General features: G+C 42.2%; 13 protein-coding genes. 11 read left to right on the forward strand and 2 right to left on the reverse strand.

Annotated features, from left to right (window positions below; translation table 11 throughout):
* Positions 1-35: 35 nt before the first annotated feature.
* Together N745_RS0103890 and N745_RS0103895 are read right to left on the reverse strand one after the other, a co-directional pair.
* Positions 36-2,303: a patatin-like phospholipase family protein gene (locus tag N745_RS0103890; RefSeq protein WP_024850826.1), complete on the reverse strand. Its 2,268-nt coding sequence runs from the start codon at positions 2,301-2,303 to the stop codon at positions 36-38.
* A 36-nt stretch (positions 2,304-2,339) separates the two neighbouring features.
* Complete coding sequence (locus N745_RS0103895) at positions 2,340-3,194, reverse strand: SDR family NAD(P)-dependent oxidoreductase (RefSeq protein ID WP_024850827.1); 855 nt, start codon at positions 3,192-3,194, stop codon at positions 2,340-2,342.
* Between the two features lie 239 nt (positions 3,195-3,433).
* Here N745_RS0103895 and N745_RS0103900 point away from each other — a divergent pair, with 239 nt between their 5' ends.
* The 11 genes from N745_RS0103900 (at position 3,434) to N745_RS0103950 (ending at position 13,863) form a co-directional block, all read left to right on the forward strand.
* Positions 3,434-4,102: a DUF502 domain-containing protein gene (locus N745_RS0103900; protein WP_024850828.1), complete on the forward strand. Its 669-nt coding sequence runs from the start codon at positions 3,434-3,436 to the stop codon at positions 4,100-4,102.
* 64 nt (positions 4,103-4,166) lie between these two features.
* A complete protein-coding gene (aspS, locus tag N745_RS0103905; protein ID WP_024850829.1) occupies positions 4,167-5,942 on the forward strand; it encodes an aspartate--tRNA ligase in 1,776 nt (591 codons plus the stop codon).
* 124 nt (positions 5,943-6,066) lie between these two features.
* A complete protein-coding gene (gene nadA / locus N745_RS0103910; protein ID WP_024850830.1) occupies positions 6,067-7,170 on the forward strand; it encodes a quinolinate synthase NadA in 1,104 nt (367 codons plus the stop codon).
* A 20-nt stretch (positions 7,171-7,190) separates the two neighbouring features.
* Positions 7,191-7,709: a crossover junction endodeoxyribonuclease RuvC gene (gene ruvC, locus N745_RS0103915; protein ID WP_051453369.1), complete on the forward strand. Its 519-nt coding sequence runs from the start codon at positions 7,191-7,193 to the stop codon at positions 7,707-7,709.
* Positions 7,710-7,734: 25 nt separating this feature from the next.
* On the forward strand, positions 7,735-8,349 hold the full coding sequence (ruvA, locus tag N745_RS0103920) for a Holliday junction branch migration protein RuvA (protein ID WP_024850832.1): 615 nt from the start codon (positions 7,735-7,737) through the stop codon (positions 8,347-8,349).
* 192 nt (positions 8,350-8,541) lie between these two features.
* On the forward strand, positions 8,542-9,561 hold the full coding sequence (gene ruvB / locus N745_RS0103925) for a Holliday junction branch migration DNA helicase RuvB (protein ID WP_024850833.1): 1,020 nt from the start codon (positions 8,542-8,544) through the stop codon (positions 9,559-9,561).
* A gap of 26 nt (positions 9,562-9,587) precedes the next feature.
* Positions 9,588-10,286: a protein TolQ gene (gene tolQ / locus N745_RS0103930; protein WP_024850834.1), complete on the forward strand. Its 699-nt coding sequence runs from the start codon at positions 9,588-9,590 to the stop codon at positions 10,284-10,286.
* Positions 10,287-10,296: 10 nt separating this feature from the next.
* A complete protein-coding gene (locus N745_RS0103935; protein ID WP_245595658.1) occupies positions 10,297-10,737 on the forward strand; it encodes a biopolymer transporter ExbD in 441 nt (146 codons plus the stop codon).
* Between the two features lie 17 nt (positions 10,738-10,754).
* A complete protein-coding gene (gene tolA / locus N745_RS0103940; protein ID WP_024850836.1) occupies positions 10,755-11,792 on the forward strand; it encodes a cell envelope integrity protein TolA in 1,038 nt (345 codons plus the stop codon).
* 21 nt (positions 11,793-11,813) lie between these two features.
* On the forward strand, positions 11,814-13,136 hold the full coding sequence (gene tolB / locus N745_RS0103945) for a Tol-Pal system beta propeller repeat protein TolB (RefSeq protein ID WP_245595659.1): 1,323 nt from the start codon (positions 11,814-11,816) through the stop codon (positions 13,134-13,136).
* A gap of 79 nt (positions 13,137-13,215) precedes the next feature.
* Positions 13,216-13,863: an OmpA family protein gene (locus N745_RS0103950; RefSeq protein ID WP_024850838.1), complete on the forward strand. Its 648-nt coding sequence runs from the start codon at positions 13,216-13,218 to the stop codon at positions 13,861-13,863.
* The last annotated feature ends 36 nt before the right edge of the window (positions 13,864-13,899 follow it).

A 13,899-nucleotide genomic window follows, 5' to 3' on the forward strand; every position in this document is an offset into this window, starting at 1 on the left:
ATCTGCCAGGCTGGGGTATTTATCCATTTCTTGTTCTAGTTAAAACTCTTTCCAAAATAGAAATATACCGATTGTTTATCCGCATTGTGATAACCATAGGCCAAGTAAGTGGGGCCAAGAGGGGTATTCATGCCGATAAACAAACTGCCGGATTGTTTGGTGTTGTTCCAATCAATTTTTTCCGGTTGTGTATAGTCACCGAAAACATTACCTGCCTCTAAGGTGGCACCAAGGTAAACCGGGAAATGGAAGACGTTATTACTGTCGCCCAGTAATCGGTAAAGGTATTTGAGTCTGGCAAAAACAATCTGATTGCCGATGAGTTCATTTTGTCTAAAACCTGAAAGTCTTTGGAAGCCTCCCAGTGAATAAAATTGACTGCTTTCAAAGCCGATAGGGCCGTTCATGTCTGAATATTCTGCGTAGAGGTTTAGTGTGTGGCGTTGATAGCTGAGGTAATTAGAAAGCTTAAATACATCCGTATGACTCTCCAATGAGGGTTCAAATTTATTGGATATACCGGAAAATCCGAAATAGAGTAGCGTTCCTTTAGATGGGAAGGCGACTTGATTTAGCGTGTCACGCATAAAACCGACTGTCGTGACGACTTGGTGATATCTATCCTTAATTTCTTTGGTGGTTTTGTGTCCATAAACCAACTCACCACTTTCATAAAAATACTGTGTAAATAATCGGTTGTCGTTTGAAAGGTTAATGCCAAATTCAACGCCCGTTTGTGTTCGCTGTTTGTCCATGGAGATAGAATATGTGCCGAGGGCAGCCGAGTTATAAAGGTAATTTTCTTCGTGGAAATCAATAAAGGGTTTGACGTAATAGCGTTGATTAACCGTTACGGGTTGATAAAACGCTGAACGAGCATGTTGAATTTCACCAATCTGAATTTTGTTGCGCCATTCAGCACCAAGATCGTTTACCGGTTGGTAGGTATGGCGCACGCCAAGATTGAATTGAGTGTCATCACTTAAGTTAGATGCTAGGTTGAATTTAAGTTTAAAAAAGTTTGGCCCCCAGCTCGGTGCAGTGCTGTGAATAATCAATATGCCTTGATTGTGGTCATTAATAAAGTCATAACTGACGTTCTGAAAAAAGCCTAGGCCGTATAGAGAAGATAAATCTGTTTCTAGCTGAGTTCGATTTAGTGGTTCGCCCGTTTTTTGGTGTAAATAATGGTGGATAACCTTGTTGGAAATCTGCGTGTGATTTTCTAACCGTATTTGCCTGACAACTAATGAATGATTTTGGTGGTGATTTGGTATTAAGTAAGGCTTTGAAGATTTTAATTTTGCTAAAGAAGCCTGCTGGGCAGATACGGCTTCTTCACCTTTTTGAATGAATAGCTTTGCCTTGTCGAAGTCGGTTGAGGTTAGGCCAGTTAATTCAGGGCGAATTAAAATGTCTTTGTCTGTCAGGGTTGAAAGCTGCTGTAGGCTGTTATTTAACGTTAAGCCCGTAATGAGTTGGTTGGTGATGTCGACAAAACTTTTGAGCTTATCTCTGTGAGCCCGTTCATCATGAATGTCAGAAACGATGACAATATCTGCGCCCATTTTTCGGACAACATCAATGGGGGTGTTGTCGGTAATACCGCCATCAACCAAAAGGTGGTTGCCTATTTTGACGGGTGCAAAAATTCCGGGTACAGACATACTGGCTCTGAGCGTTTGAGCAAGGTTGCCTTGTTTCAGGACAATGCTTTGTCCAGTAGCAATATCGGTTGCAACAGCTCGAAAAGGAATGGGGAGTTTATCAAAATCCTGAGATGGTGCTGTATTGAGGAGCATGCTTTCTAAAAGGACATCTTGTTTTTGCCCTTGAATCAATCCATTAGGTAGTCTAAAGCGCCAGTTATGCATGCCAAGTTCGCCTTTGATGGAATAGCCAAACTGTTCATGTTTACGTCGAAAAGATTGATAGTAACGGTTTGGATCGTCATTAAAGGTTTGTTCCCAGTTGATATGGGTTACAAAGTGTTCAATCTGGTTAATGGGCAAACCAGCGGCATAGAGCCCGCCGACCAATGCCCCCATGCTGGTACCGGCAATATAGTCGATGTGAATATGTTGGGCTTCAAGTGCTTTAATTACCCCAATATGGGCAATTCCTCTAGCGCCACCACCCGCGAGTACCAGTCCAATTTTGGGACGATGGACTTGTTTAGAATCAGCAGAGTTTTGTACGACCTGTTTTGTGGCGTTGTTTGTTGTAGTTGGCGTTTGCGCGAATGCTGGTTTAATGAGCTGGAAGCCAATCAGCAAGACAGAAAAAAGTAATTTTTTTGTCATTTAACTTTCCTGTTTAACATCTGGCTCTAGTCCTGTTTAGCGTTTACCGTTTCCACCTGCTTTGAGCAATAACGCATCAAGCCAGCGGTTTGGTAGCAAGCGTTTGAGCCAAGCAAATAAATAGGTTGGAAAAGTAACCGGATAGCGTATTTTTGGTCTTTTTGATTGGATAATCTTTTCCACTCTTGCGCAGACGGCTTCTGGGCCAAGTGTAAATGGGGCTGCAGCGCCTTCAGTTTCTAAGCGTTGAATCATAGAGTCATAGCTGTCTTGATGAGCACTTGGTTTGCCGGCAATCCAGCGTTGATATTGTCGGAAAGAGTTGGCGCGAAACTCCGATAATATCGGGCCAGGCTCAATCAAACTGACCTGTATATTGTCTTTAGCAACTTCCAATCTGAGTGTGTCCGCCAAGCCTTCAATAGCAAATTTACTGGCATTGTAAGCGCCACGATAAGCCATAGCTGCGAAACCGAGTATGGAGCTGTTATAGATGATTTTTCCACCGCCATTTTCACGCATAATCGGCACTATGAGATTGGTGAGCTCTTGGGTGCCAAAGACATTGGTTTCAAATTGATAACGCAACGCATCGCGTGATAGGTCTTCTACCGCACCAGGTAAGCCAAAGGCACCATTGTTGAATAGAACATCAATTTGACCGTTGGTCATTTCAACCAAAGTTTTGACTGCTTGTTGAATAGAGCCCGAATCTACCAAGTCTAATTGCAGGCAGGGAATACCCATCTGTTGAATTCTGTTTACATCTTCCGGATTGCGGCAGCTGCCTATAGCCTTATAACCTTTAGCATGAAGTGCTTTTAATGTGTAATGGCCAATGCCTGTTGAACAGCCTGTAATAAAGATGGTTGAGGAGGAAAGTGGTTTCATAGATTGCTCAAAATACTGTTTGTGAATATGATGCTTGCCATCTTAGAGTATTTTTCAGGCTTGCCCAAGTCATTAGTGAGTGTATTTATGTTTAAGAAGATCATCGTATCCCGTTTAATTCCAACTAGCATTAACTAAAAATGATTTCATTTTGAAGGGGTTTTAATTTCGATAAAACCTCGGAATTCTTATATAATAAGCCATTCTTTTTTATATAGAGTTTTGTTTTCAATACAACCATGTCTTATATTAAACGTTATTTAATTGCCGGATTACTCGTGTGGCTGCCGTTGGGTGTCACGATTGCGGCATTGATTTTTCTTGTTAACTTGTTTGATAAGAGCTTGGTGCTATTGCCGAAACACCTCCGCCCTGAATATTGGTTGGGGTACGAAATTCCCGGATTTGGTGTCATCCTATCGTTTTTTCTGATTTTGATTACGGGGATGCTGGTTGCCAATTTCTTCGGTCGTTATCTATATGGATGGTGGGAAAAATTCTTAGCTAGAATACCGTTGGTGCGCTCGATCTATATGGCGGTCAAGCAGATTGCTGAGGCCTTATTTGGTTCTGGTGCAGATACCTTTCAAAAAGTGTATTTGATTCAGTATCCACGTGAAGGTCTATGGACATTGGCCTTTCAAACGAGCCGTACTCATGGCGAAGCACAATTGAAAACGGGTGAGATAGATGCGGTTAATTTGTTCGTGCCAACAACGCCAAACCCAACTTCCGGTTTTTTTCTGATTGCTTCAAGGCATGAAATTATCGAGTTAGATATGAGTGTGGACAATGCATTGAAAATGGTCATCTCTGGTGGTGTTGTCGTCCCACCATGGAAAAAGCATCCAGAAGCAGACATTGCTCCGGTTGTAGAGTCAGATTCAAATAAACCAGCAGCTGGTTAAGTAAACAAATAATCAAATAGTTAAAATTAAATTAAAAGTTCAATTTAAAGGTATACAACACATGATGCGTACACACTACTGTGGACAAGTTACAGAAGTTTTAGAAGGCCAAAAAGTCACGGTTGCAGGATGGGTGCACAGACGTCGAGATCACGGCGGTGTAATTTTTATCGACTTGCGTGATCGCAGTGGCTTGGTTCAAGTAGTGGTGAATCCAGATGATGCGGACAAGTTCGCTAAAGCGGAAAGAGTACGTTCTGAATATGTGTTGAAAGTCGAAGGGCAGGTTTGCGCGAGAACACCGGAAACCATCAATCCTAAAATGGTAACCGGTAAGGTTGAAATCGTTGCTGAAAGCATTGAGATTCTAAGCGCGTCTGACCCGATTCCTTTCCAGTTGGATGATAAACATATTTCTGAAGAAGTACGTTTGGTTTATCGTTATTTAGATTTGCGTCGTGATGAAATGCAACAAACCATGAGAACGCGTTATGAAGTAACTCGTTCTATGCGCCGTTATCTTGATGACAATGACTTTATGGATATTGAAACACCAATCTTGACCAAATCAACACCAGAAGGTGCGCGTGATTATTTGGTGCCAAGTCGTACTCATCAAAACAAATTCTTTGCTTTACCTCAGTCGCCGCAGTTGTTTAAACAATTGTTGATGATGTCAGGCTTCGATCGCTACTATCAAATCACGCGTTGTTTCCGTGATGAAGATTTGCGTGCGGATCGTCAGCCAGAATTTACTCAGTTGGATATCGAAACTTCTTTCATGACAGAAGAAGAAGTCATGGATATGATGGAAGGGTTGGCGAAAACCATTTTCCGTGAAGCGGTTGATGTGAATTTTGATTATGACTTCCCACGCATGCCTTACTCAGAAGCTATTGAAAAGTACGGTATTGACCGTCCAGATTTGCGTATTCCATTGCAATTGGTTGATGTTGCGGATTTACTGCAAGATATCGAATTTAAAGTATTCTCTGGTCCAGCAAAAGACCCTATGGGACGTGTTGCAGCACTTAGAGTTCCTCAAGGCGGTAAACTGTCTCGTAAAGAAATTGATGATTACACCAAATTTGTCAGTATCTACGGTGCGAAAGGTTTGGCTTACATCAAAGTGAATGATTTGTCTGCAGGGCTTGATGGATTGCAATCACCAATCGTTAAGTTCTTCCCTGAACAAGCAATGGAAATCATGAGTCGTGTTGGCGCGGAAGATGGTGACATCGTTTTCTTCGGTGCGGACAACGCGAAAATCGTTAACGAAGCGCTGGGTGCATTGCGTTGCAAACTGGGTGAAGACCTAGGCATGATTGAAAAAGAATGGGCGCCAGTTTGGGTTGTTGATTTCCCAATGTTTGAAATGGATGAAAAAACCGCTAGATTGACAGCAATTCACCATCCGTTCACCCAGCCAAAAGCGACGACGGAAGAAATTCTAAACCACGATAAGCCGGAACAAATGTTATCTCGTGCTTATGACTTGGTTATCAACGGTATTGAAGTGGGGGGTGGATCTGTTCGTATCCATGACACAAATATGCAAGCAGCCGTTTTGAAAATGCTTGGTATTTCCGATGAAGAAGCCAATGAAAAATTCGGCTTCTTATTAAACGCATTGAAGTATGGTTGTCCTCCGCATGCGGGTATGGCATTTGGTCTGGATCGTCTAGTCATGTTGATGGCGAACCGTGATTCCATTCGTGATGTTATTGCCTTTCCGAAAACTCAGTCTGCCGCCTGTATGCTGACTGAAGCACCAGGTTTGGTTGATGATGGTCAGCTTATGGATTTGGCTTTGCGTTTCCGTAAACCAGTTAAAGACTAATCGAGTCGCTATCTTTATAAAAGAGCGTCAAAAAAACGCTCTGAACCTTGAAAAAGGGCATAAAATAAACAAAAAGGCGTGTGGTTTTTAAAACACGCCTTGTGTTTCATTTGCTGGAAATACCATGTCTAAATCATCTCCAACGAAACAGGCTTCAAGCTTGGCAAATTCTATTCCGCTTGAGCTAGTCAATAGTATTAACTTATTGGCACAGTCAGCTACGCCTGCAAAATATCTTGATGAAGCAGAGCGCGCATCACTTAAAAGCAAAATCAAAGCCTTGTTAAAAGAAAAAAATGCACAAATTGTAGCTCACTATTATGTGGATGCAGAGTTGCAGGCTTTAGCGGAAGAAACTGGTGGTAAGGTTGCCGATTCGCTTGAAATGGCGAATTTCGGTGCGCAGTCAGACGCAGATATTTTAGTAGTTTGTGGTGTCCGTTTTATGGGTGAAACCGCCAAGATGTTAAGCCCTGAAAAAACCATTTTGATGCCAGATTTGGAAGCGAATTGTTCTCTAGATATTGGCTGTCCAGCTAAAGAGTTTGCTGAGTTTTGTCAGCAGTATCCTGATCGCAAAGTTGTGGTTTACGCCAATACCAGTGTAGAAGTGAAAGCGATTGCTGACTGGGTTGTAACTTCAGGTAATGCGTTGGAAATCGTTACACATTTGAAAGAGCAGGGTGAAAAAATCATTTGGGCGCCAGATCGTCATTTAGGTCATTGGATTCAAAAAGAAACTGGTATTGATATGATTCTTTGGCAGGGTCAGTGTATTGTTCATAATGAATTTCAGGTGTATGAGTTAAAAACTCTGAAAGAAAAACACCCAAATGCCAAGGTATTGGTACACCCAGAATCACCAGCAGATGTTGTTGAGTTAGCGGATGTCGTTGGCTCTACCCGTGTTATGATTGAAGCGGTAAGAGATTTGCCTGATCAAGAGTTTATTGTGGCGACTGATTTGGGTATTTTTTACAAGATGCAGCAATTGGCACCCAATAAAAATTTGATTGTCGCACCTACGGCAGGTAAAGATGGGCATTGCATCAGTTGCGCTCATTGCCCATGGATGGCGATGAATGGTTCGGAAAATCTTTATCATTGCCTTCGTGATGAAACGGGTGAAATTTTGCTCGAAGAATCCATTCGCCAAAAAGCTTTGGCTTCCGTGAACCGTATGCTAGAGTTTTCTAGACAAGCCGGTTTGGTTAAGGGTAATAAATAGTGTCTTTGAGTGGAGAGTAAGTGCCGAAGATTCAACGTATATTGGGCATAGATCCGGGCTCGCGCAAAGCAGGGTTCGGTATTATTGAATCGGGGCGTTATCATCCCAACTATCTGATTAGCGGTGTTATCCGTGTCGAGAAGCTCTCGGGTGCAGAGCGTTTAAAAACCATTTTTGAATCAGTCATGCAGATTATTGATCAATACCAGCCGGATGTGATGGCAATCGAAAAGGTATTTGTTTATAAAAACCCCAATTCTGCTATTAAATTGGGTCAAGCGCGCGGTGTAATTTTGTGTGCTGCTGCTTTGAAAAGCGTGCCGATTATGGAATATACGCCAACACAAATTAAAAGTACGATTGTTGGCAATGGGCATGCCAGTAAGGATCAGGTGCAATATATGGTTAAAAACTTACTCAAGCTAACGGAAACGCCACAAGAAGATGCAGCAGATGCTTTGGCAACCGCCTTGTGCCACGACCGCTATTTAACGCTGGGAATTAATCCCGAAGATATTTCTAAGGGCACGAAGTTTTAGGACACGATATTTTTTAGGAACGATTATGATTGGCTTTTTATCTGGAAAACTTCATGCAAAACAACCACCGATGTTGCTGATCGATGTCAATGGCGTTGGTTATGAAGTTGAAGCACCTATGTCTACTTTTTATGCGCTTGGAGAGGCGGGTAGTCAGGTAACGGTGGTTACACACATGCATGTGCGTGAAGATGCTATGCTGTTGTTTGGCTTTGCCACAGAATTGGAAAGAAGCTTATTTCGTGAACTGGTTAAGGTAAACGGCATTGGTGCGAAGATGGCTATCGGTATTTTATCGGCAATGACTGTTAATGAATTTGTTGGCTTGGTGGAAATTGCTGATACCACTGCATTGACCAAAATCCCAGGCGTGGGCAAAAAGACTGCCGAGCGCTTGGTGATCGAAATGCGAGATCGACTAAAAGGATGGCAAGGTGAAGCATGGTCAGGTTTGACTGCTTCAACAACAGCTTCATCTGCAACTGCTGCTATTCAGGGGGCAAATGTATCAACGGCGATACAGGCACTGATTGCCTTAGGTTATAAATCTGCACAAGCAGAGAAAATGGTTCAAGCTGTACCAGAAGGTTTGAGTACAGAAGAAACCATTCGTAAGGCATTACAGTCCATCAAACTTTAATTTCCATTTTAAGTTAAAAATCTGCCAGGCTGGGGTTAGCCTATCAGGCTGTAAGCATTGTCTTGCCTGATGTTTGTCTTCATTTTTTTGTCATAAAATTGGTCTTAAAACGCACGCTATAAATGTTTATAATTGACCCCAGTAAAAAAATAGATGATACGCGGGGAAAACCCTACTAAGGACTTGTAACGAATGATTGAAACAGATCGAATTGTCGGAGGCCAGGCTCAAGAAGAAGACATGTATGTGTCTCCAAGCGTCCGCCCTCAAATTATTGCCGACTATATCGGTCAGCAAGCAGTTCGCGAACAGCTTCAACTTTCGATTACAGCTGCCAAAATGCGTAGTGAACACTTGGATCATGTGCTACTTTACGGCCCACCAGGGCTGGGTAAAACCACGCTTTCTCATATTATTGCGCAAGAAATGGGCGTAACGTTGCGCCAAACGTCAGGTCCGGTTATTGAAAAACCAGGTGATCTTGCGGCTATTCTGACGCGTCTTGAACCCCATGATGTTTTGTTTGTAGATGAAATTCATCGTTTGAGTCCTATCGTGGAAGAAGTGCTTTATCCTGCAATGGAAGACTTTCAGATTGATATCGTGATTGGCGAAGGCCCAGCAGCGCAAAGTGTCAAAATTGATATTCCACCTTTTACCTTAGTGGGCGCGACGACGCGTGCGGGCTTACTGACGTCTCCTCTAAGAGATCGTTTTGGTATCGTGCAGCGTTTGGAGTTTTATTCGGTTGAAGAGCTAAGCCAGATTGTTCATCGTTCTGCGAATATTCTCGGTATTGAGTCGGATGAGATGGGGGCGATAGAAATTGCCAAACGTTCACGAGGTACACCACGTATTGCAAACCGTTTATTGCGACGCGTAAGAGATTTTGCGCAGGTAAAAGGTAATGGCGTGGTGACGGTAGAAATTGCGGATGCAGCGTTAAATCTTTTAGAAGTCGACCCTTTAGGGCTGGATAAGATGGATCGCCGCTTACTGGAACTGTTGATTCATAAATTTGAAGGGCGTCCGGTTGGTATTGACAGTATTTCGACGGCTTTGGGTGAAGAGCGGGGTACGATTGAAGATGTGATTGAACCCTTTTTGGTTCAGCATGGCTTTTTGGTAAGAACCCCGCGCGGCAGAGTGGTAACGAAACATGCTTTTAAACATTTAGGTTTGGATATGCCTGAAAAAGAATTTTTTGATTAAAGAATATTTGAAGAAGGATTGATTGAATGAGTGATGGTTTGTCTTTAACAGAATTGGTCTTTCACGCCAGCCCTGTTGTTCAAGGGGTGATGGCGTTGTTGCTGATTATGTCGATTATGTCTTGGGCGATTATTTTCGCCAAATCTTATCAGTTGAAAAAAGCCAGACAAGCTGCGAATGAATTTGATGAGCTGTTTTGGAATACGCCTGAACTTTCCGTGCTGTATAACCAAATTAATAATGGTGATCTGCAGATGACGGGTTCGTCACTTATTTTTGATGCCGGCTTTAAAGAGTTTGTTCGTCTTAAAAAGCAAGGCGTGAAGGATGCGTCAGACTTGGTGACAGGTACACAACGTGTCATGAAAGTTGCTTTTACCAAGCAAGCTGAAATTATGGAAAACCGTATTGCTTCTTTAGCAACAGTAGGATCTTCTGCACCTTATATCGGGCTGTTTGGAACAGTGTGGGGGGTTATGCATGCATTCGCCTCACTGGGAGATGTACAAAACGCCACACTTTCTACAGTTGCACCGGGTATTTCGGAAGCCTTGATTGCGACAGCGATTGGTTTGTTTGCAGCGATTCCTGCTTCAGTAGCTTTTAACCGCCTGACAGTTAAAGCAGAAAAACTGATTACGCAATACGAAAATTTTGCAGAAGGGTTTCTGACAATTATTCAACGTCAAGCACACTTGGCAGAACAAGCAGAAGACAAAGGGTAACGGAGTACTTATGTCGATGCGCTCAAGCCTAAGAAATGGCAACCGTAAAAAGCTGATGTCTGAAATGAACGTCGTGCCTTATATCGACGTTACTTTGATATTGTTAATTATCTTTATGATTACGGCGCCGATTGTGCAGCAAGCCGTTACGGTTAACCTGCCACAAACGCCTAAGATTCAAAATAAGAAAAAAGCCACTTCTCAGCAGGTGCCTTTTGTTATCAGTGTCACCAAAGAAGGGTATTACAAAACATCAGATGACCCAAAGACGTTATTGAGTTTTGGTGATATTGCTGCGCAGATTGTTGCACGAGCACAATTACACCCGAATCAACAATTTACTATCCAAGGGGATCGTTTAACACCTTATCAGAATGTGATGCGATTATTTGTCACACTAAAAGCAAACGGTGTTGAAAAAGTTTCTTTGGTTACTCAGCCTGAACAGTAGGTTATAAAAACGTAGTTATGATTCCATTTATTTTAAGACACCCCGTTGCATTTTCCTTCGCTGTGCTTCTCCATATCTTTATTTTATTGGGGCTTACGTATCAGAATTTTATGTCACCGGATGACAATACCATTCAGGTTACTTTGACTTCACCGGACGATAAAGCGACAGGTGAAAAGACAACTGTAGAAAAAATGAAGCCAATGAAAACGACTTTGTTGGATGCAAAAACAGTGCAAGCGGCATTAGATAAAGTTAAGAAAGAAGAAGCTGATAAAAAGCGTCAGCAAAAAGAGTTGGCTGCTAAAACCCAAGCGGAAAAGCGCAGAATTGCTTTGCTACAACAGCAAAAAATGGCTGAGCGTAAGAAGATAGAACAAGCTAAATTGCAAACCGAAGCGGAAAATCGTAAAGCGGAAGAAGCAGCTAAGCTTGCAGCAATTCAAAAACAAAAAGTCGAAGCTGAAAAACAGCGTGCCATAGCTGAATCACAAAAGGCTGAACAGGCTAAAAAAGAAGCTTTATTGGCTGAAAAACAGCGCCAAGAAGCTAAAAAGCAGGTTGAGCAGGCGCAAGCTGCGCGTAAAGCGGAAGAAGCTAAAAAATTGGCACTACAAGAACAGATTAAGCAGCATTCGGAAGAGAAAAAACTTCTAGAGCAAGAGGCTTTAAAAGCCAGATTGCTTAAAGAGCAAGAAGAACAGGAAACACAAATTCAGCAACAGATAGCTGCTGAAGAAGCTAAAAAACGTGAAAAAGCAAAAGCCAAACAATTACAGGATTTGACGGAAGTTTATAAAACAACCATTGCCTCAGCAGTGAGACAGAACTGGCGTACGGCAGCTAAGATTTCTGACAAAGCAGAGTGTTTGATTACCATTACGCAAACACCTAACGGTATGGTGAGTAGTGTTAAAGTGAACCAGTGTAATCAGTATGCTAATGCCCAGTTCAAAAAGGATGCTGAAAGTGCGGTATTGCGTTCACAGCCGCTACCTCAGCCGCCAATGAAAGAATTGTTTGATCGTAACATTCAATTCAAATTTAAACCTTAATAAGTATCTGTAAGAGAAATTATGTCTATATATCGTCATATGAATCGGTTTGTATATCGCTTAGTTGTTTTAACTTTCTTGCTGAGTTGGTTTTCAGTTGCGAAAGCTGATTTAACGATTGAAATAGATCATAGTTCAACCAATGCGACGCCGATTGCGATCGTTCCGTTCGAGTGGAAAGATCCGAATGATGCTCCGCCCCAAGATCTGGCGCAGATTATTGGCGCAGACTTAGACCGTAGTGGAAAGTTCCGTCCGGTGGATGATGCGAAGTTACCTGCAAGACCCTCTAAACTGGAAGATATTAATTTTCCAGACTGGCGTGCGTTGGGTGCAGACAATATGCTGATTGGTAGTATTCAGAAAAACGCACAAGGCAATTATGATATTGAAATGCGTTTTATCGATATTTTGCGCCAAGAGCAAGTCATTGGTAAAAAATGGACGAATATTCCCGCCCGATTGTTGCGCCAGGTTGCCCATGTAATCAGTGATATGTTGTACAAAGAGTTGACCGGTATTCGTGGCGCTTACAACACTAAGATTGCGTACGTTGTTGTGAGAAAAGTTGATGGAAAAAGACAATACAGTTTAGAAATCGCTGACTCTGATGGCTTTAACGCACAGCCGATTTTGAAATCTTCTGAACCGATTATGTCGCCAAGCTGGTCTCCTGACGGGAAGCAACTTGCCTATGTATCGTTTGAAAATGGTCGTTCGGAAATAGTGCTGCAAAGTTTAGATGGCAAAATGCGTAAAATCATAGCCAAGTTTAAAGGTATAAATGGCGCGCCAGCCTGGTCACCTGATGGTAAAAATTTAGCATTAACGCTTTCTAAAGACGGTTCTGCTGACATTTATATTATGAATATGAAAACTGGAAAGTTACGACGCATCACGCGTAACCTAGCAATTGAGACAGAGTCGACTTGGGCACCGAATGGACACTCTCTATTCTTTAACTCAGACCGTCGTGGGCAACCACAAATCTTTCAGGCGTTTTTAGACACGGGAGAGATTCGTCGTATTTCTTTTATAGGGCGTTACAATTCAAATCCTGCGGTTTCGCCTGATGGACGCTATGTTGCTATGATTAATGGCAATAACAATGGGTTTAATGTTGCCTTGTTGGACTTATATACCAATGATTTCCGCCTGATGACGAAAACCTATCTTGATGAATCGCCAAGTTTCTCGCCTAATGGAGAAATGATTCTTTATGCGATGAATAAGAATGGTAAAGCACGTTTAGCAGTTGTTTCTATCGATAATAGTGTCACGCAAGTTCTAAGCGTGAAAGACGGAGAAGTAAGAGCGCCTTCTTGGGGACCTTACTTAAACTAGAAGCAGAAGCCTTATTGAACTAATTAATTCATAACCTTCATCAACAAGTTATGCCGAAAATTGATAACGGGAGAAAAGAATGCAGAGTGAAAAAATGCTGAAAACAGCAACAAATATCACGCAAAAGACAGCAAGCAAATCTTTAATGGTAATTGGCGTTTTATCGCTATTTTCCGTCATGTCCTTAACCGGTTGTAGCACTCTGCCGAAAAAGTCATCTGCTGATTCAGACCAAGCTACCGCATCACAAACTGAAGACGGTGCAGCTACCTCATCGAGCTCCGAAGATAAGGGCGTAGAAGTTATCGGTGCAAATGGTGCTAATGGACAAGATATTAGTGGTTCAAATTTAAATGGTAGCCAGACAGGTCAAAATTCGGGTGAGCAAGCTCAGGTATACAAACCAGTTATCTACTTTGATTACGATCAATATGAAGTGAGTGACAAAGGGGTTGATATCGCCAAGTATTACGCGAAAATTTTGGTTGATAATCCTCAAGAATCCGTAAAATTAATCGGGAATACCGATGAGCGTGGTACACCGGGTTATAACCTTGCGTTGGGTGAAAAGCGTGCTAAAGCCGTTGAGCAAGTGATGATGCTTTACGGTGTGTCTCAAGCACAAATCGAAGTGGTTTCAATGGGGGAAGAGAACCCTGCGGTAGATGGTCATGATGAAGCTGCATGGGAAAAAAATCGTCGTGTTGAAATCAAAATTAACCAATAATGCCATTAAGCAAGTAAAAACAGAACAAAGGTGATA

Source organism: Hydrogenovibrio kuenenii DSM 12350, assembly GCF_000526715.1.
Taxonomy (GTDB): Bacteria; Pseudomonadota; Gammaproteobacteria; order Thiomicrospirales; family Thiomicrospiraceae; genus Hydrogenovibrio; species Hydrogenovibrio kuenenii.

What these genes read in the sequence shown, in the direction of transcription:
- N745_RS0103890 (WP_024850826.1), bottom strand. Translation starts at nt 2,303, where the DNA reads ATGACAAAAAAATTACTTTTTTCTGTCTTGCTGATTGGCTTCCAGCTC.
- N745_RS0103895 (WP_024850827.1), bottom strand. Translation starts at nt 3,194, where the DNA reads ATGAAACCACTTTCCTCCTCAACCATCTTTATTACAGGCTGTTCAACA.
- N745_RS0103900 (WP_024850828.1), top strand. Translation starts at nt 3,434, where the DNA reads ATGTCTTATATTAAACGTTATTTAATTGCCGGATTACTCGTGTGGCTG.
- aspS (WP_024850829.1), top strand. Translation starts at nt 4,167, where the DNA reads ATGCGTACACACTACTGTGGACAAGTTACAGAAGTTTTAGAAGGCCAA.
- nadA (WP_024850830.1), top strand. Translation starts at nt 6,067, where the DNA reads ATGTCTAAATCATCTCCAACGAAACAGGCTTCAAGCTTGGCAAATTCT.
- ruvA (WP_024850832.1), top strand. Translation starts at nt 7,735, where the DNA reads ATGATTGGCTTTTTATCTGGAAAACTTCATGCAAAACAACCACCGATG.
- ruvB (WP_024850833.1), top strand. Translation starts at nt 8,542, where the DNA reads ATGATTGAAACAGATCGAATTGTCGGAGGCCAGGCTCAAGAAGAAGAC.
- tolQ (WP_024850834.1), top strand. Translation starts at nt 9,588, where the DNA reads ATGAGTGATGGTTTGTCTTTAACAGAATTGGTCTTTCACGCCAGCCCT.
- N745_RS0103935 (WP_245595658.1), top strand. Translation starts at nt 10,297, where the DNA reads ATGTCGATGCGCTCAAGCCTAAGAAATGGCAACCGTAAAAAGCTGATG.
- tolA (WP_024850836.1), top strand. Translation starts at nt 10,755, where the DNA reads ATGATTCCATTTATTTTAAGACACCCCGTTGCATTTTCCTTCGCTGTG.
- tolB (WP_245595659.1), top strand. Translation starts at nt 11,814, where the DNA reads ATGTCTATATATCGTCATATGAATCGGTTTGTATATCGCTTAGTTGTT.
- N745_RS0103950 (WP_024850838.1), top strand. Translation starts at nt 13,216, where the DNA reads ATGCAGAGTGAAAAAATGCTGAAAACAGCAACAAATATCACGCAAAAG.